Annotated in this window: 15 protein-coding genes; 1 reads left to right on the top strand and 14 read right to left on the bottom strand. The window is 73.3% G+C overall.

Annotated features, from left to right (window positions below; all coding sequences use genetic code 11):
- Positions 1-161: 161 nt before the first annotated feature.
- Positions 162-1565 (top strand): MFS transporter, encoded by a 1404-nt coding sequence (locus tag IAG42_RS36535; protein WP_188341916.1) that lies wholly within the window; start codon positions 162-164, stop codon positions 1563-1565.
- A gap of 74 nt (positions 1566-1639) precedes the next feature.
- Here the strand turns inward: IAG42_RS36535 and ahcY are convergent, their stop codons facing one another.
- The 14 genes from ahcY to IAG42_RS36465 form a co-directional block, all read right to left on the bottom strand.
- Positions 1640-3037, bottom strand: a complete 1398-nt coding sequence (gene ahcY, locus IAG42_RS36530) for an adenosylhomocysteinase (protein WP_188341915.1) — start codon at positions 3035-3037, stop codon at positions 1640-1642.
- Positions 3027-3917 carry a methylenetetrahydrofolate reductase [NAD(P)H] gene (metF, locus tag IAG42_RS36525; protein WP_188341914.1) on the bottom strand — a complete coding sequence of 297 codons (891 nt, stop codon included), beginning with the start codon at positions 3915-3917 and terminating at the stop codon, positions 3027-3029. The genes ahcY and metF overlap by 11 nt, the downstream gene beginning before the upstream one ends.
- Entirely contained in the window at positions 3914-7384 is a 3471-nt protein-coding gene (metH, locus tag IAG42_RS36520; protein WP_188341913.1) for a methionine synthase, read from the bottom strand. The genes metF and metH overlap by 4 nt, the downstream gene beginning before the upstream one ends.
- Positions 7381-8364: a carbohydrate kinase family protein gene (locus tag IAG42_RS36515; RefSeq protein WP_188341912.1), complete on the bottom strand. Its 984-nt coding sequence runs from the start codon at positions 8362-8364 to the stop codon at positions 7381-7383. Before IAG42_RS36515 ends, metH begins: the two co-directional genes overlap by 4 nt.
- 31 nt (positions 8365-8395) lie before the next feature.
- Entirely contained in the window at positions 8396-9604 is a 1209-nt protein-coding gene (gene metK, locus IAG42_RS36510) for a methionine adenosyltransferase (protein ID WP_188341911.1), read from the bottom strand.
- A 30-nt stretch (positions 9605-9634) separates the two neighbouring features.
- A complete protein-coding gene (locus IAG42_RS36505; RefSeq protein ID WP_188341910.1) occupies positions 9635-10468 on the bottom strand; it encodes an LLM class flavin-dependent oxidoreductase in 834 nt (277 codons plus the stop codon).
- Complete coding sequence (locus tag IAG42_RS36500) at positions 10465-11757, bottom strand: LLM class flavin-dependent oxidoreductase (protein ID WP_188341909.1); 1293 nt, start codon at positions 11755-11757, stop codon at positions 10465-10467. Before IAG42_RS36500 ends, IAG42_RS36505 begins: the two co-directional genes overlap by 4 nt.
- 35 nt (positions 11758-11792) lie before the next feature.
- Entirely contained in the window at positions 11793-19112 is a 7320-nt protein-coding gene (locus IAG42_RS36495) for a non-ribosomal peptide synthetase (RefSeq protein WP_188341908.1), read from the bottom strand.
- A 151-nt stretch (positions 19113-19263) separates the two neighbouring features.
- Positions 19264-20490, bottom strand: coding sequence for an aminotransferase-like domain-containing protein (locus IAG42_RS36490; RefSeq protein WP_188342041.1), 1227 nt, complete (start codon positions 20488-20490; stop codon positions 19264-19266).
- 92 nt (positions 20491-20582) lie between these two features.
- Positions 20583-20801, bottom strand: a complete 219-nt coding sequence (locus IAG42_RS36485; RefSeq protein ID WP_188341907.1) for an MbtH family protein — start codon at positions 20799-20801, stop codon at positions 20583-20585.
- Complete coding sequence (locus IAG42_RS36480; RefSeq protein ID WP_223206490.1) at positions 20798-21679, bottom strand: thioesterase II family protein; 882 nt, start codon at positions 21677-21679, stop codon at positions 20798-20800. The genes IAG42_RS36485 and IAG42_RS36480 overlap by 4 nt, the downstream gene beginning before the upstream one ends.
- The gene (locus IAG42_RS36475) at positions 21640-22650 is read right to left on the bottom strand and encodes an alpha-ketoacid dehydrogenase subunit beta (RefSeq protein ID WP_188341906.1); all 1011 of its coding nucleotides are present in this window, start codon (positions 22648-22650) and stop codon (positions 21640-21642) included. Before IAG42_RS36475 ends, IAG42_RS36480 begins: the two co-directional genes overlap by 40 nt.
- A complete protein-coding gene (pdhA, locus tag IAG42_RS36470) occupies positions 22647-23732 on the bottom strand; it encodes a pyruvate dehydrogenase (acetyl-transferring) E1 component subunit alpha (protein ID WP_188341905.1) in 1086 nt (361 codons plus the stop codon). Before pdhA ends, IAG42_RS36475 begins: the two co-directional genes overlap by 4 nt.
- Positions 23729-25141, bottom strand: a complete 1413-nt coding sequence (locus IAG42_RS36465; RefSeq protein ID WP_223206489.1) for an enoyl-CoA hydratase/isomerase family protein — start codon at positions 25139-25141, stop codon at positions 23729-23731. The genes pdhA and IAG42_RS36465 overlap by 4 nt, the downstream gene beginning before the upstream one ends.
- Positions 25142-25155 lie beyond the last annotated feature (14 nt).

Below are 25155 nucleotides of genomic sequence, written 5' to 3'. Positions count from 1 at the left end.
TGTGCCATGGGCGGTCCTCCTGCACTGGTCGGCCCCCGCTGTTTCCCCCTCCCCCGATGGACAGGCTCTGCGGCCCGCTTCGAGCGGGGCTTGAGCCGAGGCTGAGTCGCCCCTGGGACGGTGCCGGAACAGACCCTGTCCCCCGGAGCCGAGGAGGCCCCATGTCCGCGCAGACCACCGAAGCGCCGGCGCCCCCGCCGGCCGGGGCCGCACCGGCACCGCCCGGCACCCGCCGCCCGGCCCGCCCGGGTCTCGCGCTCGCCGTGATCGCCGGATGCAACGCGATGATCCAGCTCGACGACCCGATCGTGAACATCGCCCTGCCCGGACTCCGCGCCGAACTGGGCCTGTCCCCCGTCGCCACGTCCTGGATCGTCACCGCCTACCTGCTCACGTTCGGCGGTCTGCTGCTGCTCGGCGGCCGGGCCGGGGACATCCTGGGCCGCCGCAAGGTGTTCCTCGCGGGCGTCGGCCTGTTCACCGCGGCCGCCCTGCTGCGCGGGGCGGCGACCTCCGGCGAGTTCCTCGTCGCGGTCCGGGTGGCCCAGGGAGCCGGCGCGGCGCTCGCGGCGCCGAGCGGCCTCGCGCTGGTCCTGTCCATGTTCGCGCCGGGCCCGGCCCGCAAGCGGGCGATCGCCGTGTGCACGGCGACCGGCGCCGTCTCCACGGCGGGCGGGCTGCTCCTCGCGGGCGCGCTGACCTCCCTCGGCTCGTGGCGGTGGGTGCTGTACCTGGACGTTCCGCTGGGCCTGGCGATCCTGCTCCTCGGCCCGTTCGTGCTGCGCGAGACGGCGCCGAACCCGGGCCGCTTCGACCTGGCCGGTGCGCTGGTGTCCGCGCTGGGCGCCGGAGCGCTGGTGTACGGGCTCGGGCAGGCCGCCGAGCGGCCGTGGGGCGATCCCGCGGTGGTGGGCTGTCTCGCGGCGGCGGTGGCGCTGTTCGCCGTGTTCGCGGTGATCGAGCGGCGGGCGGAGCAGCCGATCGTGCTGCCGCGGCTGTTCACGGACCGCGAGCGGCTGCCTGCCTATCTGGCGACGCTGGCGATCCCCGGCGCGCTCATCGGCACGTACTTCTTCCTCAACCAGTTTCTGCAGGGCGAGCACGGCTGGTCCGCCCTCGCGACCGCGTGCGCGCTGCTGCCGCTGCCGGTGACCATGGCGACGACGGCCCTGGCCGCGGTAGGCCTGGAGCGCCGCTTCGGGCCGAAGCGCCTGATGGCGGCCGGTGCGACGCTGCTCGTCCTCGGCAACCTGTGGCTCGCGACCCTGGACTCCTCGGCCCCGTACGCGACCGGTGTGCTGCCGGCTCTGGTCCTGCTGGGCGCCGGCATGGCCGCGTGTGTGCTGCCGCCGACGCTGATCGCCACGTCGAAGCTGCGCGACGGCGAGGCGGGGGCGGCGTCCAGCGTGCTCAACTGCCTTCAGTCGGTGGGTGGTTCGATCGGCCTGGCCACCCTGGTGACGGTCTCCGCCCGCGGCGGCATGCAAGGCGGCTTCCTCGCGGGTGCGGGCTTCGCGGCGCTGGCCCTGGTGGCCGCGTCGCTGCTGCGCCGCCGGTCGCACTGAGACACACCGCAACGCAACAGTGGGGCCGCCCTTCCGGGCGGCCCCACTGGCGTGTCCGATCAGTCGGTCGGTGCTCAGTAGCGGTAGTGGTCGGGCTTGTACGGGCCTTCGACCTCGACGCCGATGTACGAGGCCTGCTCCGGGCGCAGCTGGGTGAGCTTGACGCCGAGGGAGTCGAGGTGGAGGCGGGCGACCTTCTCGTCGAGGTGCTTGGGCAGCACGTAGACGTCGGTCGGGTACTCCTCGGGCTTGGTGAACAGCTCGATCTGGGCCAGCGTCTGGTCCGCGAACGAGTTCGACATCACGAAGGACGGGTGGCCGGTGGCGTTGCCCAGGTTCAGCAGGCGGCCCTCGGACAGCACGATGAGGACCTTGCCGTCGGGGTAGGTCCAGGTGTGGACCTGCGGCTTGACCTCGTCCTTCACGATCCCGGGGGTCTTCGCGAGACCGGCCATGTCGATCTCGTTGTCGAAGTGACCGATGTTCCCGACGATCGCCTGGTGCTTCATCTTGGCCATGTCGGCGGCCATGATGATGTCCTTGTTGCCGGTCGTGGTGACGAAGATGTCCGCCTTGTCGACGACCTCGTCCAGCGTCGTGACCTGGTAGCCGTCCATCGCCGCCTGCAGCGCGCAGATCGGGTCGATCTCCGTGATGATCACCCGCGCGCCCTGGCCGCGCAGCGACTCCGCGCAGCCCTTGCCCACATCGCCGTAACCGCACACGACAGCCGTCTTGCCACCGATGAGGACGTCCGTGGCACGGTTGATGCCGTCGATCAGCGAGTGACGGCAGCCGTACTTGTTGTCGAACTTCGACTTCGTCACCGCGTCGTTCACGTTGATCGCCGGGAACAGCAGAGTGCCGTCACGGTGCATCTCGTACAGACGGTGGACACCCGTCGTGGTCTCCTCGGTCACGCCGCGGATCTCCGAGGCGAGCTGGGTCCAGTCCAGGGAGCTGTTCTCCAACAGGGCTCGCACTACGGCGAGTTCGTCGTTGGACGCCTCGGGCAGCTCACCGGTCTTCTGGTACTCGACGCCCTTGTGGAGGAGCAGGGTGGCGTCACCACCGTCGTCCAGGATCATGTTCGGACCCGCGTGGCCGGGCCAGGTCAGGGCCTGCTCGGTGCACCACCAGTACTCCTCGAGCGTCTCGCCCTTCCAGGCGAAGACCGGGATGCCGGCGGCGGCGATCGCGGCGGCGGCGTGGTCCTGGGTGGAGTAGATGTTGCAGGAGACCCAGCGGACCTCGGCGCCGAGGGCGACCAGGGTCTCGATGAGGACGGCCGTCTGGACCGTCATGTGCAGGGAGCCGGTGATCCGGGCGCCGGCCAGGGGCTGGGCCTGCGCGTACTCCTTGCGGATCGACATCAGGCCGGGCATCTCGTGCTCGGCGAGGGTGATCTCCTTGCGGCCGAACGCCGCGAGGGAGAGGTCGGCGACCTTGAAGTCGGTGAACTCAGCTGACATGGAGGCTCCTCGAGCTCAGTACGTTGCGGTGGATGTCCAGGGCAGCCGTGGACTTGTTGAGCGTGATGTAGTGCAGGCCGGGCGCGCCTTCGGCGAGCAGCCGGTCCGCCATGAGGGTCGCGTGGTGGACGCCGATCTCGTGAGCGACGTCGGGCCGGTCCCGGGCGGCTTCGAGACGGTGGGCCAGGTCCTCGGGGAACGCGGCGTCGGAGAGCTCGGCGAAACGGCGGATCTGCCGGACGTCGGTGGCCGGCATGATCTCCGGGATGATCGGCACGTCGCAGCCGGCGGCCACGACCCGGTCGCGCAGCCGCAGATAGTCCTCCACGTCGAAGAACATCTGCGTGATCGCGTAGTCGGCGCCGGCCCGGCACTTGGCGACGAAGTGGCGGATGTCGCTGTCCCAGTCCGCCGAGCGCGGGTGCTTCTCCGGGAACGCGGCGACGCCGATGCTGAAGTCGCCCAGCGAGCGGACGAGTTCGACAAGCTGCCAGGCGTGGTTGAGGCCCTCGGGGTGCCGCGTCCAGGGCCCCTTGGGGTCACCGGGCGGATCGCCCCGCAGCACCAGCACGTCCCGCACCCCGGCGTCCGCGTACCGGCCGATGATGTGCCGCAGCTCGGCCACCGAGTGTCCGACGGCGGTCAGGTGGGCGACCGGGCGCAGGGTCGTCTCGGTCGCGAGGCGCTCGGTGACGTCGATCGTCCGGTCCCGGGAGGAGCCGCCGGCCCCGTAGGTGACGGACACGAAGTCGGGGGCCAGCGCCTCGATGCGGCGCACGGCCTGCCACAGGGTCTGTTCGCCCTTGGCGGTCTTCGGCGGGAAGAACTCGAAGGAGAAGGTCCGGGTGCCGCGCGCCAGGGTGTCGCGCAGGGTGCTCACGGGCGTCCTCCGGCGTTGAAGTAGCTCGCTTCGGGGTGGTGCAGGACGAGGGCGTCCGTGGACTGCTCGGGGTGGAGCTGGAACTCCTCGGAGAGGACGACCCCGATCCGCTCGGGCCGGAGCAGGTCCGCGATCTTGGCCCGGTCCTCCAGGTCCGGGCAGGCCGGATACCCGAGGGAGTAGCGGCAGCCCTGGTACTCGGTGCGGAACATGCCGTCGAGCGCCGTGGGATCAGCTCCGGCGATGCCCAGCTCGGAGCGGACGCGGGCGTGCCAGTACTCGGCGAGGGCCTCGGCCAACTGGACGGACAGGCCGTGCAGTTCGAGGTAGTCGCGGTAGGAGTCGGAGGCGAACAGCTCGGCCGTGGCCTCGCCGATCTTCGAGCCCATGGTGACCACCTGGAGGCCGACGACGTCCGTCTCGCCCGACTCCTCCGGACGGAAGAAGTCCGCGAGGCACAGACGGCGGCCGCGGCTCTGGCGCGGGAAGGTGAAGCGGGTCCGCTCGTTGCCGAACTCGTCGAGGATGATCAGGTCGTCGCCCTTGGACACGCACGGGAAGTAGCCGTGCACGACGGCCGCTTCCAGGAGGTTCTCGGTGCGCAGCCGGTCCAGCCACATCCGCAGCCGGGGCCGGCCCTCGCGCTCGATGGTGTCGCCCTTGAGTCCCCACTGCCCCTTGAACAGGGCGGCCTCGTCGAGCCAGGAGGCGTAGTCCTTGAGCGGGATGCCCTTGATGACGCGGGTGCCCCAGAACGGCGGCTGCGGGACCGGGTTGTCGACGGCGACGTCGGAACGCCCGACGCTCACAGGCTCCTCCAGCCGCAGCTCCCTCTTCGGCACCCGGCGCTGCTTGAGCTCGGGCAGCGTGGCCCCGGGGACACCGCGTTTGACCGCGATCAGAGCGTCCATCAGACGCAGGCCCTCGAACGCGTCCCGGGCGTAGCGGACCTCGCCCTCGTAGATCTCGTGCAGGTCCTGCTCCACGTAGGCGCGGGTCAGGGCCGCGCCGCCGAGGATGACGGGGTAGTCGGCGGCCAGCTTGCGCTGGTTGAGCTCCTGGAGGTTCTCCTTCATGATCACGGTCGACTTGACCAGGAGCCCCGACATGCCGATCACATCGGCCTTGTGCTCCTCGGCCGCGTCCAGAATCGCGGAGACGGGCTGCTTGATGCCCAGGTTGACGACGTTGTAGCCGTTGTTCGACAGGATGATGTCGACGAGGTTCTTGCCGATGTCGTGGACGTCGCCACGCACCGTGGCCAGCACGATCGTGCCCTTGCCCTCAGCATCCGACTTCTCCATGTGCGGCTCCAGATAGGCCACCGCGTTCTTCATCACCTCGGCCGACTGCAGCACGAACGGCAACTGCATCTGCCCCGAGCCGAACAGTTCGCCCACCGTCTTCATGCCGTCGAGCAGGGTGTTGTTGACGATGTCGAGGGCCGGGGTGTCCGCCAGGGCTTCGTCGAGGTCGGCTTCGAGCCCGTTCTTCTCGCCGTCGATGATGCGGCGCTTCAAGCGGTCGTCCAGCGGGAGCGCCGCCAGTTCCTCGGCCTTGCCGGCCTTGAGGGACTTGGTGGTGGCGCCCTCGAACAGCTCCATCAGCCGCTGCAACGGGTCATAACCCTCTGCACGCCGGTCGTGGATCAGATCGAGCGCTACCTTGACCTGCTCGTCGTCGAAGCGGGCGATCGGCAGGATCTTGGAGGCGTGCACGATCGCCGAGTCCAGCCCCGCCTTCACGCACTCGTCGAGGAAGACCGAGTTGAGCAGGATGCGGGCGGCCGGGTTGAGGCCGAAGGAGATGTTGGACAGGCCGAGGGTGGTCTGCACGTCCGGGTGACGCTTCTTCAGCTCGCGGATCGCCTCGATCGTGGCGATGCCGTCGCCGCGCGACTCCTCCTGGCCCGTGCAGATGGTGAAGGTGAGGCAGTCGATGAGGATGTCGGCCTCGCGGATGCCCCAGTTCCCGGTCAGGTCCTCGATGAGCCGCTCGGCGATGGCGACCTTGTTCTCGATGGTGCGGGCCTGGCCCTCCTCGTCGATGGTCAGCGCGATCAGCGCCGCGCCGTGCTCCTTCGCGAGCCGGGTGACCTTCGCGAAGCGCGACTCCGGACCGTCACCGTCCTCGTAGTTCACCGAGTTGATGACCGCACGCCCGCCGAGCTTCTCCAGACCTGCCTGGATGACGTCGACCTCGGTCGAGTCCAGCACGATCGGGAGGGTGGATGCCGTCGCGAAGCGGCCGGCCAGCTCCTCCATGTCCGCGACACCGTCACGGCCCACGTAGTCCACACACAGGTCGAGCATGTGCGCGCCCTCACGGATCTGGTCGCGCGCCATCTCCACACAGTCGTCCCAACGGCCCTCCAGCATGGCCTCACGGAACTTCTTCGACCCGTTCGCGTTCGTCCGCTCACCGATCGCCATGTACGCCGTGTCCTGCCGGAACGGCACCGTCTGATAGAGAGAGGAGGCGCCTGGCTCGGGCTGCGGAGCACGCTCGGGCGGCGTCATCTCCCTTACGCGCTCCACGACCTGACGCAAATGCTCAGGAGTCGAACCGCAGCAACCGCCCACCAGCGACAGGCCGAAGCTGTTGACGAAGTTCTCCTGCGCGTCCGCCATCTCCACCGGGGTCAGCGGGAAGTGCGCGCCGTCCTTGGTCAGGATCGGCAGACCCGCGTTCGGCATGCACATCAACGGCGTCGTGGAGTGCTGGGCGAGATAGCGCAGGTGCTCGCTCATCTCCGCCGGACCCGTCGAACAGTTCAGGCCGATCAGATCGATGCCCAGCGGTTCGAGGGAGGTCAGCGCGGCGCCGATCTCCGAGCCCAGCAGCATCACACCGGTCGTCTCGAACGCCAGCGAGCAGATCAGCGGCACGGACACACCCAGGGCGTCCATCGCCCGCCGGGCACCGATCAGGCTGGACTTCGTCTGGAGGAGGTCCTGGGTGGTCTCGACGATCAGGGCGTCGGCGCCGCCGGCGAGCAGGCCCTCGGCGTTCTGCTGATAGCCGTCACGGATCGTCGCGTAGTCGATGTGACCCAGCGACGGCAGCTTCGTGCCCGGACCGATCGAGCCCAGCACCCACCGCTGCCGGCCGTCCTTCGCCGCGAACTCGTCCGCGACCTCACGCGCGATCCGCGCGCCCGCCTCGGACAGCTCCACGATCCGGTCCGCGATGTCGTACTCGCTCGACGCCGTGTGGTTCGAACCGAACGTGTTCGTCTCCACACAGTCCACACCGACCGCGAAGTACTCCTCGTGCACCGAACGCACGATGTCCGGGCGCGTGACGTTGAGGATCTCGTTGCAGCCTTCCAACTGCTGGAAGTCGTCCAACGAAGGGTCCTGCGCCTGCAACATCGTCCCCATGGCGCCGTCCGCCACCACGACACGGGTGGCGAGGGCGTCCCTGAGGGCGGCCACGCGGGCTCGGGGATCGGATGCGGGCGTCATGACAGGTCTCCGAGCCAGTCGGTGAGCGGTCCGGCCGCGGCGGCCCCGTAGGTCCGGGTCACCGTGCCGAGAAGTGCGGCGCCGTCCGCGCGGTAGGTCTGGGAGCCCACGGCCGCGAGGGCGAGGGCGGCCACGGCGCAGCCGAGGCGGGCGGCGGTCTCGATCGGCAGGCTGCGGGAGACGGCGCCGAGGAAACCGGCCCGGAACGCGTCGCCGACGCCGGTCGGGTCGGTGACCGGGACGTCGGGGACGGCCGGCACGGTCAGCGCGGGGCGGCCCTCTGCCTCGATGCGCACGCCGCGTTCGCCGAGGGTGGTGACCCAGGTGCCGACGTGATCCAGGACCTCGTCGCGGGTCCATCCGGTCCGCTCGCACAGCAGCGCGGCCTCGTACTCGTTGGTGAACAGCCAGCGTGCCCCGGACACCAGCTGCCGGGTCTGCGGGCCGTCGAGCCGGGCCAGTTGCTGGGAGGGGTCGGCCGCGAAGGCGAGGCCGAGTTCGCGGCACTGGCGGGTGTGCCGGAGCATCGCGTCCGGGTCGTTGGGCGCGACGACGACCAGGTCGAGTTCGGCGGCGGGTACGGGCAGCCGGGTGAGGTCGATCTCGCGGGCCTCCGCCATCGCCCCGGTGTAGAAGGAGGCGATCTGGTTGGCGTCGCGGTCCGTGGTGCACATGAAGCGGGCGGTCTGCCGTTCGGCCGACACGTGGACACCGCCGGTGTCCACGCCGTGCTCCTTGAGCCACACCTCGTACTCGCCGAAGTCGGCGCCGACGGCGCCGACCAGCAGCGGGCTCAGACCGAGGCCGCCGAGGCCGAAGGCGATGTTGGCGGCAACGCCGCCCCGTCGCACGTCGAGGCTGTCGACGAGGAACGACAGGGAGACGTGGTCCAGCTGATCGGGGATCAGCTGGTCCGCGAACCGGCCGGGGAAGACCGTCAGATGGTCGGTGGCGATCGATCCGGTCACCGCTGTGCGCACGCGAGCACTCCCGTCGGGCCGAGCGCCCCGGTCAGACACCGACGGCCAGCTTGAGCTGCTGGGCGCGGTCGGTCCGCTCCCAGGTGAAGTCGGGCAGTTCGCGGCCGAAGTGTCCGTAGGCGGCCGTCCGGGCGTAGATCGGACGGAGCAGGTCGAGGTCGCGGATGATCGCGGCCGGGCGCAGGTCGAAGACCTCGCGGACGGCCTGCTCGATACGGTCCTGGGAGACGCGGCCGGTGCCGAAGGTCTCGACGAAGAGGCCGACGGGCTCGGCCTTGCCGATCGCGTACGCGACCTGGACCTCGCAGCGCTCGGCGAGGCCGGCGGCGACGACGTTCTTGGCGACCCAGCGCATCGCGTAGGCGGCCGAGCGGTCGACCTTGGACGGGTCCTTGCCGGAGAAGGCGCCGCCGCCGTGGCGGGCGTAGCCGCCGTAGGTGTCGATGATGATCTTGCGGCCGGTGAGGCCGGCGTCGCCCATCGGGCCGCCGATCTCGAAGCGGCCGGTCGGGTTGACCAGCAGGCGGTAGTCGTCGGTCTCGAGCTTGATGCCGTCCTCGGCGAGCCGGGCCAGGACGTGCTCGACGACGTGCTCCTGGATGTCCGGGGTGAGCAGCGAGCCCAGGTCGATGTCGGGCGCGTGCTGGGAGGAGACGACGACGGTGTCGAGACGGACCGGGCGGCTGCCGCGGTACTCGATGGTGACCTGGGTCTTGCCGTCGGGGCGCAGGTACGGGAGCGTGCCGTCCTTGCGGACCTCCGTCAGCCGGCGCGAGAGCCGGTGGGCCAGCTCGATCGGGAGCGGCATCAGGTTCGGCGTCTCGTTGGTCGCGTAGCCGAACATCAGGCCCTGGTCGCCGGCGCCCTGCTGGTCCAGCTCGTCGTCGTCGCCCTCGACGCGCTTCTCGTACGCCGTGTCGACGCCCTGTGCGATGTCGGGCGACTGGGCGCCGATGGAGACGGAGACGCCGCAGGACGCGCCGTCGAAGCCCTTGGCCGAGGAGTCGTAGCCGATGTCCAGGATCGTGTCGCGCACGAGCTGGGCGATCGGCGCGTAGGCCTTCGTCGTGACCTCGCCGGCGATGTGGACCTGGCCGGTGGTGATCAGGGTCTCGACGGCGACGCGGGAGGCGGGGTCCTCGCGCAGCAGGGCGTCCAGGATCGTGTCGCTGATCTGGTCGGCGATCTTGTCGGGGTGGCCCTCGGTGACGGACTCCGAGGTGAACAGGCGAGAGGACATGGTTCTCCAAAGGGCAGGGCGGACGGAGTGTCAGGCCGTGGCGGTGACGGCGGCGTCGGCGTACCGGCCGGCGGGGCGGTGCAGTCCGAGCCGGGCGCGCAGGGTCGGCGCGTGCGGGCGGCCGGAGACTCCGGCGGCCGTGACGCGTTCCGGGTCGCGGGCGTCGCGCAGGTCGACGACGAGACCGTCGGCGCCCGAGGCGGCGAGGAGGTCCCCGGCGCCGGCGGGCGTGGTCAGCAGGATCTTGGCGCCGGGGGCCCGGTCGCGGACGCCGGGCACGTCGGCCGGGTCGTCGAGCAGGACGAGGTCGGCGTGCGCGGCCAGGGCGGGCCCGGACACGGCGACGACGGGGTGGCCCTGCGGCGGGCGGGCCACGTTGAGGGGGCCGGCGACGTCGTAGTGGCGACCCTGGTGGTCGAGGCGGTGCATCGCGTCGAGGCGCCAGTACAGGCCGTCGGCGCGGTCGTGGACGTAGGCGTCGTCGTCGAAGCTGTCCCACAGCCCGCGGGCGACGTCGATCAGTTCGGCGGTCCGGCCCTCGGGGTCGCCGGTGCCGGCGAGCCAGCCGGTGCGGCCCCGGCCGAGGTGGTCGAGGGAGGCGACGATGCGGGCCACGTGGTAGGGCGCCTGGTCGGCGGGGAGCGCGGAGACGATCAGGCCGATGCGCTCGGTGCGGGCGGCGAGCGCCGCGGCGAGCGTCGTGGCCTCGAAGCGGCCGGGCCCGGCGGCGGGCCGCGTCGAGTCGTCGAGGATCAGGGCGTCGAAGCCGGCGGCCTCCGCGGCGCGGGCGACAGCGGTGAGCGTGTCGAACGTGGCGCCGTCGGCGTGCGTGTCGATCCGGCCGGCGAGAATCGGGGCGCTCATGCGGTGGCTCCTGCGGGGACGTCGGTGGCGCGGGCCGGCGCGGGGGTGTCGAGGCCGAGGTTCTCGCGCAGCGTGCCGCCCTCGTAGGAGGTGCGGTACAGGCCGCGGCGCTGGAGTTCGGGCACGACGTGGTCGACGAAGTCGTCGGCGGAGCCCGGCAGGTACGGGAAGTCGATGTTGAAGCCATCGGCGCCGCGGCCGGTGAACCAGCTCTCCATGTGGTCGGCGAGCTGCTCCGGCGTGCCGACGACGATGTCGCCCATGAGCCGCAGGGCGAGGCCGCGGATCGAAAGGTTCTCGGCGCGGGCGAGGCCGATGAGCCGCTCGGTCGTCGACTGGGACTGGTTGGTGTACGGGATGTCGGGCACGGGGCCGTCGATCGGGTAGGTGCTGAGGTCGACGTCGTCGCCGAGGAAGTCCTGGAGGGTGCGCAGCGCCACGTGGTCGTGGGTGAGGTCCTGAAGCTCCTGGAGCCGCTGCTTCGCCTCGGTCTCGGTGGCGGCGACGATCGGCGCGAGGGTGGGCCACACGAGGACCTTCTCGGGGTCGCGGCCCTGGGCGGCGACGCGTTCCTTGAGGTCGGAGTAGAAGGCCTGGGCGTCGGGGAGCGTGTTGTGCCGGGTGAAGATCACCTCGGCGTGGCGGGCGGCGAACTCGCGGCCCACGGGCGAGGACCCGGCCTGGATGATGACGGGCCGGCCCTGCGGCGGGCGGGCGACGTCGAGCGGTCCGCTCTCGTCGAAGTGCGCGCCGTGGTGGTCGATCGGGCGGCCCTCGCTGTCCCAGAGCGCCTTGACGACCTCGATGAACTCCTGGGCCCGCTCGTAGCGCTTGCCGTGCTCCAGGTGCTCGGGGAAGCCGAAGTTCGCGGACTCCCAGGGGGCGGCGGAGGTGACGACGTTCCAGCCGGCGCGGCCGCCGCTGAGGTGGTCGAGAGAGGCGAAGCGGCGCGCGATGTGGGCCGGTTCGTTGTACGTGGTCGTCGCGGTGGCGCACAGGCCGATGTGCTCGGTGGCCGCGGCGTAGGCGGCGAGCAGGGTCAGCGGTTCGAAGTGCTCGGTGCGCGAGGTGCGGCACAGCGAGTCCAGGCGGGTGCCCCACACGGCGACGATGTCGGCGATGAACACGGCGTCGAACAGGCCGCGTTCGAGGGTCTGCGCGTTCTTCTTGTGGAACTCGAAGTCGAGCTGGGCGTCCGCCTGGGTCGACGGGTGGCGCCAGGCGGCGACGTGGCCGCCGGGGCCGTCGATGATGCCGGCGAGCGTGATGCGCCGGCGGGGCGTGGTCATGTTCGGTGCTCTCCCTGGGTTCGGTGCGCGCGGCGTCAGCGGCGGACGGCGGAGGCGAGGATGCGGGCCAGGCGGCGGACGTTGTCGCCGGTCAGCATCGTCACGTGGTTGCCCGGTACGACCCGGATGGACAGGTCTTCGACGTGGTCCTCCCAGCCGAGGCCGGGCCGTGCGTGGAAGCGGTCGCTCTCGTCGTACTCGGTGCCCTTGCCGAAGCCGGTGTCGCCCGCGCGCAGCACGGTCGCGGGGCCGTCGTAGGGCCGGGGGCGGTAGCGCTGGACGGCCTCGACGCTGTCGCGCATGAGGGCGACCGGGTCGCCGCCGCCGTCGCCGCGCATCCAGTCGGCGATCTGGGCGATCTCGCTCAGGTAGGAGGCGGAGCCGTCCGGTTCGGCGAGCGGGTCGGCGTCCGCGCCGGCGGTCGCTCCGGCCGGGCGTGCGCCGGGGCCCTCGGCGTCCGGTGCGGGGGTGCGGCCCTCGGCGACGGCCCGCAGCTGGTTGGCGAAGGATCCCTCGGCGTCGGCGTCGGTGAGTTCGCCGTCGGGCGCGCCCGCGTCGACGAGGAGGACCAGCGGGGGCCGGCCGCCCTCGGCGGTGATCAGCCGGGCCATCTCGTAGGCGATGACGCCGCCGCCGGAGAAGCCGCCCAGGACGATCCGCTCGCCCGCGTCGAGCGCGGGGCGCAGGGCCTCGACGTAGTGGTCGGCGAGCTGCTCGGCGGTGAGGTGGCGCGGCTCGGGTTCGTCGACGCGCGGGTCGCGGATGCCGACGAGCGCCTCGGGGCCCTCGTAGCAGTGGGCGAGCTGCGCGTAGCAGGCGACCTGGCCGCCCGGCGGGTGGACGAGGTAGACGGTGGTGGCACCGGGCTGCCCGGCGGGACGCAGGGGGACGAGGACGCCGCGGGGGGAAGTGGCGTCGTCGTCTCCGGGGTCCCGGCCGAGCAGCCCGGCGATCTGTCCCGCCCTGGGGTGGGCGAGGAGTTCGTCGAGACGCAGGGTGCGTCCGGATCGGGTGTTGATCTCGCGCAGCAGCCGCATCGCGAGGAGCGAGTGGCCGCCGGCTTCGAAGAAGTGCGCTCCGGCGTCGAGGGGTTCGCTGCCGAAGACGGCCTCCCAGGCTTCCTTCACCAGGCGGGTGCTGGGTCCTTCGGGCCAGGTGACGTGCGCGCCGCCGGCCTCGTCGGTGCCCGGTTCGGCGCGCTCGGCCATGCGGGGCAGGTCGGCGGCGTCCAGGCCGGCGACGATGTCCCCGACCGTGGTCGCGTCGTCGGCGGTGTCCGGCAGCTCGCGCAGCAGGCGGGCGCACTGGGCGACGAGGCGGCCGGCGTCCCGGTCCGCGATCCGGCCGCGGTCGTGCACGGCGGTGAGGACGAGGCTGCCGTCCACGTCGCGGTGGGCGAGCAGGGTGACGGGGAACGCGGTCTGGGATCCGGCGGCCTCGGGGAGCTCGACGCGGATGTCGTGCGCGGCGAGGGCCGCCTCCAGGTCGTCGGAGGAGCGCGGGTAGTTCTCGAAGACGATGAGGCTCTCGACGAGCTTCTCGTCGGCCCGGCGCCCGCTCCACTCGTGGATCTGTCCGGTCGACACCCATTCGTAGGCGGCCATGTCGAGGGCCTGGTCGCGCAGTTCGGTCAGCAGCCGCGGCACGGTGTGGGCGGGGTCGACCTGGATGGTCATGGGGAGCGAGTTCATGAGCAGTCCGGGCAGCCGCTCGATCGAGTCGAGGGGGATGCCGCGGCCGGACACGGTGACGCCGAAGCCGACCGGGGCGACGCCGTCCGCTCCGGAGGCGCGGTACAGGAGCAGGGCCCACACGGCCTGGAGGGCGCTGGACTCGGTCGCGGCGCGGGCCGCGGCCCAGGCGCGCAGCCGGTCGGCCTCGGACCGCTCGATGCGGACCTCGGCGCGGCCCCAGCCGTGCTCCTCGGTCGCGGGGCCGGGCAGGGCGGGCCGCACGGCCGGGGCGGCCGACGGGACGGCCGCCGACCAGAACTCCCGGGCGGGCGCGGTGTCCTGCTCGGCCAGCCAGCGCGCGTAGTCGCGGATGTCGGGGCGCCGTTCGCTGCCGGGCAGGTCGCCGCCGACGAGGTAGGCCCGGTAGAACTCCTGGAGCAGGACGGAGACGCTCCAGCCGTCCAGGAGCACGTGGTGGAAGGTGATCAGGACGCGGGTCGAGGGGGCGCCGTCGGCGTCCGGGCCGTCGGCGGCCGCGTCGTCGACGAGGGTGGCGCGCAGCAGGCCGGGCTCGCGCAGGTCGAAGCCGCGCTCCCGGTCCCGCTCGAGGAGTTCGTCCCAGTCGACGGTGCCGGCGGGGTGCCGGACGATCTCGGGGGTGACGCCTTCGTGCAGGACGAGGCGGGGGTCCTCGTCCCAGTCGAAGGCGGCCCGCAGGACCGTCTCGCGCTCGAACACGGACCGCCACGCGGCGGCGAAGCGCTCGGTGTCCAGGGCGCCGTACCAGCGCCAGTACAGCTGCTCGACGTAGCGGCCGGTGCCGCGGTGGGCGAGGGCGTCGAGGAGCAGGCCGTGCTGCTGAGGCGTGACCGGCACCGTCTCCCGCTCCTCGGCCTCGATCGGCAGGACGGCACGGGGCAGGTCGTCCTCCTCCCGTTCGACGGCGCTGCGGGGCGTGTTGCGGGCGGGGGCGACGGGGCGGCCGGGGGCGGCGATCTCGGCGGCGGACACGTCCTGCGGGTCGGCGCCGGCGAGGGTCGCGAGGACCCAGCGCATCTGGTCGACGAGCGCCTCGACGCCCGCCTCGTCGACGCCGTCGGCGGGGCTCGGGACCCAGGTGAGCCCCATGCGCAGCCGGCCGCCGTGGACGATGCCGTACACCTCGATGCCGTACACGCGCTCGCAGCGTGCGGAGTGCTCGCGCGGGATGGGGCGGCCGGACATGGTGAAGCCGCCGTTGGGGCTCAACTGGTCGGCCTGGCCGTAGTAGTTGAAGCAGACGAGGGCGGGCGGCAGTGCCCGCAGGAGGGTGCGCAGAGCGGGGTCGTCGGAGAACTCGCGGCACGCGCCGAACCCGACGCCGCCCTCCGGCACCTCGGTCAGCCCCTGCGTGACCTCGGCGAGCCAGCCCTCCGGGTCCTGGGCGCGTTCGGCGGCCAGCACGACCGGGTGGATGGAGGTGAACCAGCCGACGGTGCGGAAGAGGTCGTCGCGGCCGTGCCGGCCGTGGGTCTCCACGTCGAAGGTCACCTGGCGGGTGCCGCGCCAGCGGGCGAGGGCCTGCGCGAAGGCGCCGGTCATCACCTGGTGCACCTGGAGGCCGAGGCGGCGGGGCAGCGGGCCGATGAGACGGGCGGTGGCCTCGGGGTCGAGCGCGAACTCGACGCGGCGGATGTCCCGTTCGTCGGGCGCGGGCGTGGTGAGCAGCAGGCTCTGCGCCGCGCCGCGGGCGTCGGCGAGGGAACGCCAGTGCTCGGCCTCGCCGGGCCGGGCGGCGACGGCGGGCAGGGAGGCGACCCAGTCCTCGTAGCGGCACGCCTCGTCGGGCAGGGCGGGCAGGGCGCCGTCGGACAGGGAGGTGAGCGCGTGCTCCAGGTCCTCCAGGAGGATGCGCCAGGACACGCCGTCGACGACGAGGTGGTGGACGGCGATGAGGAGCAGGCCGTCGCTGTCGGGCCGGCGGTGGTCGTGCGCGAGCAGGGCCCGCACGTGCACCCCGTCGAGCGGGTCGAGGCTCGCCTCGATGTCCTCCAGGGCGCCGTCGAGTTCGGCGTCGTCGTGCACCTGGCACTCGCGCAGCACGTCGCGGGGCTCGTACGCGGCGAACGGGGCTGCGGCGATCATGCGGCCCTCCGCGTGGTCGCCGTCGGCGCCGGCCTCGAAGCGGGCGCTGAGCGCGGGGTGGGCGGCGACGACGGCCTGGAGGGCCAGGCGCAGCACGGTGGGGTCGACGGGCCGGTTCAGCTCCAGGAGCACCGACTGGTTCCACTGGTGGGCGTCGGTTCTGATGTGCCGGAAGAACCAGGACTGCACCGGCGCGAGCGGTGACGCGGCGCCGCGGGGCGCGGCGGGCGCGGTGGTGCCGGTGGCCGGGGTGGTCGCGGCGGGGGACGGTACCGGCGCGGGTGCGGGGGCCGACTCGTCCAGGTGGGCGGCGAGCGCGGCCAGGACCGGGTGCCGGTAGATGTCGCGCATGGTCAGGGTGAGGCCCTCACGGCGCAGCCGGGACACCATCTGCATGGCGAGGATGGAGTCGCCGCCGGCCTCGAAGAACTGCGCGTCGTCCCGCGCCTCCCCCAGCAGCTCCCGCCAGACGGCGCGCACGGCGGGCAGCGCGGCGGGGGCGGACGGGACCGTGGCCGCGACGGGGGTCACGGGCTGTGCGGGCTGTACGGGCTGTACGGGCTGTACGGGCTGTGCGATCTCGGCGTCCTTCACGTGCTGTGCGGGCCGTGCGATGTCGGTGTCCGTCTCGGGCTGTGCCGGCTCGGCCGGCCGGTCGCCCTGGGCCGCGAGCCGGGCCAGGGCCTGCCGGTCGGTCTTGCCGTTCGGCAGGACGGGGATGACGGGGACGCGGTGGAGATGGGCGGGGACCATGTGGGACGGCAGCAGCCGGGCCAGTTCCGCGCGCACCCGCGTCACCTCGGCGCTCGTCACCACGTGGGCGACGATCTGCAGGCTGCCGCCGGCGTGCCGGGACACCTGGACCGTGGCGTCCCGCACCTCGCGCAGCGACATCAACGCGCCGCGCACCTCGCCCAGTTCGACCCGGTTGCCGTTGATCTTCACCTGGTCGTCGAGCCGGCCCAGATGGGTGAGCGCGCCGCCGGGCAGCAGCCGGACCAGGTCGCCGGTGCGGTAGACGGTCTCGGTGCGCGGGCCGAGGTCCAGGGTGCGGTAGCGCTCCGCGGTGCGCTCGGGGTCGCCGACGTAGCCGTCGGAGACGGTGCCGCCGCCGATCCACAGCTCGCCCGGGGCCCCCGGCGGGAGTTCGCGCAGGGCCTCGTCGAGCACGTAGCAGCGGATGTTGTCGAAGGGGACCCCGATCGGCACGTCGGCGCGCCGGGTCCAGAAGGCGTCCTCGTCCCGGCTCCAGGAGAAGACCGTGGAGTACGAGGTCTCGGTCGGCCCGTACGCGTTGTGCAGCCGGGCCGGGTGCGCGGCCTCGAACGCGGCGCGCAGTTCGTTGGGCAGCGTCTCGCCCGTGGACACGACGGTACGCAGCGTCCGGTTGCGCCGGAAGGCGTCCGCCTCGATGAGCAGCCGCAGTTGGGAGGGGACGGCGTGCAGCAGGGTGACGCCGTGGCGTTCGACGGCCTCGGCCATCACGTCGGGGTCGCGCTCGGCGTCCGGCGGCGCCACGATCAGCCGGGCGCCGGACACCAGCGCGACGAGCATCTCGTGGGCGCTGACGTCGAAGGTGAACGGGGCCTTGAGCAGCATCGCGTCGTCCGGCCCGATGCCGAAGTGGCGTACGGCGGCGAGGACGTCGGTGACCAGGGCGCGGTGGCTGAGCTGGACGCCCTTGGGCGTGCCGGTGGAGCCGGAGGTGTACAGGATGTGCAGGGCGTCGCCCGGGCGGGGGCCTCGTACGTCGGCCGTGCCGGGCCGGGCGAGCTCGTCCAGCGGGACCCGCTCGGGTCCGGCCGGACAGGCCTGGGCCGTCTCGGGGTCGACGACGGCGAGCCGGATGCCGCTGCTGTCGACGATGTGGCGGCGCCGGGCCTCCGGGTGGGCGGCGTCGATCGGCACGTAGGCGGCGCCGGTGCGCAGGATGCCGAGCATCGCGGCGACGGCCTCGTCGGTGCGCGGCAGCAGCACGCCGACCCGGTCCCCGGGCCGCACGCCGCGGGCGCTCAGCCCGGTGGCGTACGCCTCGATCCGGGCGTCCAGTTCCCGGCGGGTCCAGCGGCGCTCGCCGAACTCGACGGCGACGGCGTCCGGGTCGTCCTGGGCCGCCCGGCGGATCAGCGTGTCGATGTCGGTGTCGTCGAGTCGGTGGTCGGTGGCGTTGAGGAAGTCGAGGGTGGCGCGGGCGCGCGGACCGATCCCGTCGAGGTCGGCGACGGCCGCGTCCGGGCGGCGCACCAACTGCCGGGCCAGTTCGGTGACATGGTCGGCGAACGCCTCGGCGGTCGCCGCCTCGATGCGCGTGGCGTCGTACTTGAGCCGGCCGCGCAGCGTGCCGCCGCCCTCGTACAGCTCCAGGGTGAGCAGGCCGAGGCCGGGGGTGGGCACGTCCTGGCGCCAGCGGGCGCGCAGTCCGCCGCGCAGCGCGACGCCCTCGTCGGCGGCGGTGCCCGGATCGGCCCAGCTGTGCATGACGAAGGTGCAGTTGAACGGGTCCGCGGTGGCGCCGCCGGGGGCCAGGCGGGCGATGCGCGGGAAGGGCAGGCGAGCGTGATCGACGGCGCGGGCCAGTTCGGTCTGCACGCCGGTGACGAAGCCGGCGGCGGTCAGCTCCGGCTCCTGGGCCGGGGCGCGCACGAGGAGCGTGCGGACGAAGTAGCCGACGGTGCGGTCGAAGCGCGGGTCGGTGCGGGCGCCGAGCGGCACGCCGACGGTGGGCGCCTGCTGCCGGCCGTACGTGCCGAGGGCCTTGAGGTAGGCGGCGAGCAGCACGGCGGCGGCGCCGGCCCGGTGCGCGCGGGAGAAGCCGGTGATCTCCTCCCACAGGCCGGTGTCGAGCTCGAGCGGCACCATCGCCTCGCGCACGGTGTCCGCGCCCGGGGTGTCGAGCGGGAAGTCGACGGTGAGGTCGGCTCCGTCCAGCCGCTCGCGCCAGTACGCCGCGTCGGCGTCGGGGTGCGCGGCGGCCTCCTGGGCTCGGGCGGTGACGTAGGCGCCGAAGCCGGTGGGGGCCGGGCCGGTGACCTCTCCGTGCTCGTACGCGTCGAGGAGGTCGGCGAGGAGGAGGCCGGTGGACTCGCCGTCGACGACGACGTGGTGCACGACGAGGAGCAGGGTGTGGTGCTCGGGCCCGTGCGCGACGAGCACGGCGCGCAGGACACCCGAGCCCTCCAGGTCGAGGGTGCGGCGGGCCTCGGCGAGCAGGTCGGCGGCGTCCGCGGCGCCGGGGGCGTCGCGGCGTTCCAGGCGCGGGGCGCGGGCCGGGTCGAGGTCGAGGCGGGGCAGTCCGTCGCCGTCGTCGTCGCGGACCCGCGCGGACAGCAGCGGGTGGCGGGCGACGAGCCGGGCGAGCGCGTCCTGCAGGGCGGGGACGTCGAGGGGGCCGCGCAGGTCGACGGCGAGCGGCACGTTGTAGGGCGAGTTCTCCGGATCGGCCCGGTGCTGGAGGAGCAGGCCGAGCTGGTCCTCGGTCAGGGGTACGGTTCCCGCCTCGTCCGCCCCGCGGCCGGCGGTCTCGGCGGTCTGCGCGCCTGAGGGCTGGAGCATGGTCATCGGGTGTCTCCTGAGTCGGAATTCCGAGGCTTGGGTTCCTCCGGGCACACCTCGGCCCGGTGGTCCGCACCGTCCGGGCACGAGTGTGGTGCGCGCCGCCGACACGACGCTGACGTGCGGCTGATGTGTGGCGGGGCTGCGGGGGCGGACGTCAGGTGCGGCCCGAGCGGGCCTCGACCAGGGCTGCGAGACGGTCCAGGCCGACGGCGATCTCCCGCGGGGTCAGCACGGAGCAGGAGAGCCGGAGCTGGTTCAGCCCTCCGGTGCCGGCGTAGAAGTGGTGCATGGGGGTCCACAGCACGCCGAAGCGGCGGGCGGACTCCTCCAGGGCCTGCTCGTCGGCGACGAACGGGACGTTCACCACGGCGAAGAGTCCGCCGGCGGGCACGTTCCAGCTCACGCCGCTGTCGCCGTCGCGCGGGAAGCGGGCGGCGAGGCCGTCGAGCAGCGCGCGCAGGTTGCGGCGGTAGACGGCGGCCTCGCGGGCGCAGGCGCGTTCCATGCTGCAGTCGTGCTCGAGCAGGAGTCCGCCGATCGCGGCCTGGGCCAGCGCCGAGGTGTTGAGCGTGAACATGCTCTTGAGCTTGGCGAGCTGGTCGGCGAAGAGTCCGCCCTGCGCGACGGGCTGGTCCGCGACGACGTACCCGATCCGGGCCCCCGGGTAGGCGGTCTTGGCGTACGAGCCGATGTAGACGACGCGGCCGGCGGTGTCGAGGGACTTGAGGGTGGGCAGCCGTCCCTGGCCGTCGTGGAACATCGAGTACGGGTTGTCCTCGATCAGCAGGATGTCCGTCTCCTCGGCGACCCGCAGCAGCCGCCTGCGGTCGTCGAGGGACATCCGGGAGCCGCCCGGGTTGGCGAAGTCGGGGATGACGTAGCAGGCGCGCGGGCGCAGGCCGTCGGCTCGGGCGCGGGCGACGGCGCGGGCCAGCTCCTCGGGGTCGAGGCCGTCCGCGCCCTCGGGCACCAGGCGGACGGTGGTCTCGGTGAGGCGGGCCGCGCCGGTGAACCCGACGTAGGTCGGCACGGCCGCGAACACGACGTCGTCGGCGTCGCGGCGCAGGGCCCGCAGCAGCAGGACCATGGCCTCCTGGCAGCCGGTGGTCACGACCACCGCCTCCGGGTCGGCCGTGACGGCCTCGTCCGTCAGGAGCTGCCGCACCACCAGCTCGTTGATGATCCCCTTGGTGGGCCCGTACTGGAACAGGGTGCGGCGCACCCCTTCCTCGTCCAGGCCGCGTTCCTGCTCCAGGTAGCGGGTGTAGCGCCGCAGATGGCGGTGGAGCGCCTCGGTCCGGTAGTGGCCCTCGTAGGGCCGGCCGGCGGCGAAGGACACGGCGTCGGGGTGGTCGCCGGTGATCTCGTTGAGCAGCGTCATCGAGGTCAGGGCCGGGTCGGTGAGGCTGGCGTGGAGGTCGGAGGTGGCCAGCAGGGGCGCGGCCCGCGGGGAGTCGAGCAGCGCGGCCGAGGTCACGCCGCGGCCCCGTCCATGGCGTCGGCCAGGGACTTGGGCCGCATGTCGGTCCACTGCTCGCCGATGTGGGCGAGGGCGCTCTCGCGGTCGGTCGCCGGAAGGGCGACGGTCCACCCGGCGGGCACCTCGGCGAAGGACGGCCACAGCGAGTACTGGGCTTCGTGGTTGACCAGGACCAGGTAGGTGCCTTCGGCGTCCTCGAAGGGGTTGCTCATGACGGTCTCCCGGTTGCTCGTGCTGGACGGGTCGGCTGTGCCGGGACCGCGTGTGCAGCGGTCCCCGTCCAGGCTGGCCCGGTCCGCCGACGCGGGGCTGACATGTCGCTGACGAGGTCGTCGACGAGCTCGAGGAGGACGGGCGCGGGCTCCTCGGCCAGGTGGAAGTGGCCGCCGCGGAAGGTGCGGTGGCGGACGTCCCCCGTGGTCGCGAGGGCCCATCCGGCCGCCTCCTCGGCGGTGAGTTCGGGGTCGGCCAGGCCCCGGTGCACGGTCACCGGCAGGGCGGGCACGGGCCTGGGGCGCCGGGTGTAGGTCTCGGCGAGCGCGTAGTCGGCGCGGGCGGTGCGCAGGACGAGGTCCAGCAGGTCTGGGTGGGCGAGGACCTCGTCGGGGACGCCTTCGAGGCGGCGCAGTTCGGCCAGGAGCTCGGCGTCGGTGCCCAGGTGGACCGTGCCGGGCCGGACGCGGTGCGGCGGCGGCATGCCGGACACGGTCAGCCGCATCGGCGCGTGCCCCGCGGCCACCAGGCGCAGCGCGGTCTCGTGGGCGACGAGGGCGCCGAGGCTGTGCCCGTACAGGGCGACGGGGCGGTCGAGGAGCGGGAGCAGGGCTTCGGCGGCGGCGTCGGCCAGGGCGTGCAGATCGGTGTGTGCGGGTTCGCCGATGCGGTCGGCGTGGCCGGGGTACTGGGCGGCCCGCAGCTCGACCGTGTCGGGCAGCAGGCCGGGCCAGCCCCAGTAGGCGGACGCGGAGCCTCCGCCGTGCGGGAAGCAGACGAGTCGGGCCCGCGCGTCCGGCCGGGGCACGGGGCAGCGGTACCAGTGCGCGGCGGTGTTCACGCGGCGGCCCCCGAGGTCCGGGGCGTCGCGGGCCACTCCAGGCGCTCCACGGCGTCGAGGATGCGCCCGACGTCGGGCAGGTAGTGGCCTTCGAGCAGTGGGGCGGGGTAGGGCACGTCGAGGCCGGTGACGCGGCGCACGGGCGCCTCCAGGTGGTAGAAGCAGCGTTCGGTGATGCGTGCCGCGATCTCGGCGCCGGGGCCGGCGAAGCCGTGGGCCTCGTGGACGACGACGGCGCGGCCGGTGCGGCGGACGCTGGCGGCGACCGTGTCCTCGTCGAACGGGGACAGGGTGCGCAGGTCGACGACCTCCAGGCTGCGGCCGTGTTCGGCGGCGGCCTCGGCGGCCGCGAGGGCCACGGGCAGGGTCGGTCCGTAGGTGACGAGGGTGGCGTCGGTGCCGGGCCTGCGGATCGCGGCCCAGCCGAGCGGCCCGGTGTCGACGGGCAGCGCCACCTCGTCCTTCTGCCAGTACAGGCGCTTGGGTTCGAGGAAGACGACCGGGTCGGGGGAGGCGATGGAGCGGCGCAGCAGCGAGTACGCGTCGGCGACGGTGGCGGGCGTGACGACGGTGAGGCCGGGGGTGGCCATGTAGTAGATCTCGGACGAGTCGCTGTGGTGCTCGACGCCGCCGATGCCGCCGCCGTAGGGGATGCGGACGGTCAGCGGCAGCGGCAGGGCGCCGCGGGTGCGGGAGCGGAACTTGGCGACGTGGCTGACGAGTTGCTCGAAGGCGGGGTAGGCGAAGGCGTCGAACTGCATCTCGACGACGGGCCGGTAGCCGTACATGGCCATGCCCACGGCGGTACCGATGATCGCCGACTCGGCGAGCGGTGTGTCGAAGCAGCGTTCCTCGCCGAACTCCTCGGTCAGCCCGTCGGTGACGCGGAAGACGCCGCCGAGCGTGCCGACGTCCTCGCCGAGGACGAGGGTGCGGTCGTCCTCGCGCATCGCGTGCCGCAGGGCCGTGTTGAGGGCCTTGGCCAGGGTGACGGTGGGCGGCGTCATCGGTGCTCTCCTCCTCGCGCCGCGGCGGCCCCGTCCCCGTCGGCCCCGTCGGCCTCGTCGGCCGCGCCGGCCAGGAGCGCGGCCTGCTCGCGCAGGTGGTGCGGCGGCTGGTGGTAGACGTGGCGGAGCATCTCCATCGGGTCGCGGCGGGGCGGCTCGGCGAAGTCCCGGCGCAGGGCGGCCGTCAGCGCGTCGGCGGACGCGGCGGTCTCGGCGACGGCGGCGGCGTCGAGCACCCCGTCGTCGAGGAGGGTCCGCTCGAGGCGGGCGACCGGATCCTTGGCGGACCAGGCGGCCACCTCGTCGGCGGAGCGGTAGCGGGTGTCGTCGTCGGCGTTGGTGTGGGCCTCGAGGCGGTAGGTCATCGCCTCGATGAGGGTGGGGCCCGCGCCGGCGCGGGCGCGGCGGGCCGCCTCGGTGACGGCGGCGTGCACGGCGAGGGCGTCGTTGCCGTCGACCTGGACGCCGGTGGCGCCGTATCCGGGTGCCTTGTCGGCGAGGCTGCGGGCCGCGGTCTGCTTGGCGATCGGGACGCTGATCGCGTACTGGTTGTTCTGGACGAAGAACACGACGGGGGCGCGGCGCACGGCCGCGTAGTTGACGGCCTCGTGGAAGTCGCCCTCGCTGGTGGCCCCGTCCCCGATGTAGGCGAGGGCGACCACGTCGTCGCCGCGCATCCGGGCCGCGTCGGCGAGCCCGGCCGCGTGCAGGCACTGGGTCGCGAGCGGGGTGCACTGGGGGGCGGTGCGGTGGGCGGCCGGGTCGTAGCCGCAGTGCCGGTCGCCGCGGAAGAGGGTGAGGACGTCCTCGGCGGGGATGCCGCGGGTCAGCAGCGCGACGCTCTCCCGGTAGGTCGGGAAGATCCAGTCGGTGGGCCGCAGGGCGAGCACCGAGCCGGTCTGGCAGGCCTCCTGGCCGCGCGAGGAGGGGTAGACGGCGAGCCGGCCCTGCCGGGTGAACGCGGTGGCGGTCCGGTCGAAGGCGCGGCCGACGACCATCGCCCGGTACAGGCGCAGTGCGGTACGGGCATCGGCCGGGGCCCGCGGGGCGGCGTGCGGCGCGGGCGCGTCGAGCACCGTCATCGCTGACCGCCGCCGCTCGTCTTCCGGTTCCGGTGGATCCAGGTGCGCTCGAGAGTGGTGATCAGTGCGGGGCTGTGCAGCTGGCGGGACTGCTCGTAGGCGTACTGGGCGAGGTAGCGGCGGAACAGGTCGAGGGGCTCCTCGACCATGGTGAGCATGCGCCGGTTGGCGCCGACGGCGGGGTGGTCGAGGTGTTCGGCCGCCGCGCGGACCGCGGTGTCCATGGCGTCCGCGGGCACGGTCTCGTCGACGAACAGCGAGGCCTCGGGGTCGGTGGCGCGCAGCTTGTGGCCCCAGAAGACGAGGCGCCGCGAGAGCCGCGAGCCGGTCGAGTGCAGCAGCCGCATGTTGGCGAGGCCGGGGACCAGGCCCTCCTCCATGGCCGGCAGGCTGAACCAGGCGTCGTCGGCGGCGACGACCCGGTCCATGGTGGGCAGGATCTGCATGCCGCCGCCGATGGCGAAGGCGTCGACGGCCGCCACCCACGGCTTGTCGGCGTCGGGCCACCAGCCCTCCCCCGCCGTGTCGTCCAGGCACAGGCCGCGCACGAACTTGGCGATGTAGCCGGCCTCCCGGCGCAGCAGGAAGCCGAGGAGCGTGATGTCGCCGTGGTAGAGCTGCGTGAGGTTGATGCCGGCGCTGAAGACGCGCCGGCCCGCGTGGGCGGGGTGGGACTGGGGGGCGCCGCGCAGCACGCCGACGTGGCTGGCCGGGTCGAGCAGCACCAGGTCGGTGCCGGTCTCCAGGGCCTCGACGGCGGCGTCGTCCTCGGCGTTGAGGAACTCGTCGTTGCACAGCTCCAGGTGGGCGATGCCGTCCTGGCGGGTGACGGTGGCGATGCCGAGGTCGGCGCGGCCGGTGAGCTGGAAGTCTAGGAGGGCGGCGCGGGCCCGCTCGGTGGGGCGGAGCATGGAGCGCAGCAGGTGGTTGCCCGCCGTCGGTGCGTTGAGGACGGCCTGGAAGAAGGTGCCGAGGGCGACCTCCCAGCCTTCCTTGTTGCGCTGCATGTGCCGTGCGTCGTCGGCGAGTTGGGCGGCGGTGGGGACGAGGCCGGGGAAGCGGGCGGCGGCGAGGGAGGTCAGTTCGTCCAGGCGCGGGTGGCGGGTGAGGCCGTCGGTGAGTTCCGCGTAGACGCCCTCGGCGTGGGCGGCGAGGAACCGTCGGCGCAGGGCGTCCGCCACGGCGTGCAGGGCGGCCGCGTCCCGCTGCTGGGCCGCGCTGCGGGCGACGCGCGGCGGCAGGGCCTCGATCAGGCGCGCGGTGGACTCCAGGTGGTCGCCGACGGGGCCCCGGTCGCGGTCGAGGTCGCCGGTGAGGGCAGGGGGGCGGCCGGGTTCCGTGTGCAGGAGCACGGCGGTTCCCGCGGAGGTGGTCGACTGGGTCGGGGCGGCGAGCGTGGGTGTGCGCACGGTGTGTCTCCGAT

Origin of the sequence: Streptomyces xanthii (assembly GCF_014621695.1) — a bacterium.
Taxonomy (GTDB): Bacteria; Actinomycetota; Actinomycetes; order Streptomycetales; family Streptomycetaceae; genus Streptomyces; species Streptomyces xanthii.
The sequence above is the reverse complement of the archived record's forward strand: the minus strand, read 5'-3'. Positions and strand labels throughout refer to the sequence as shown.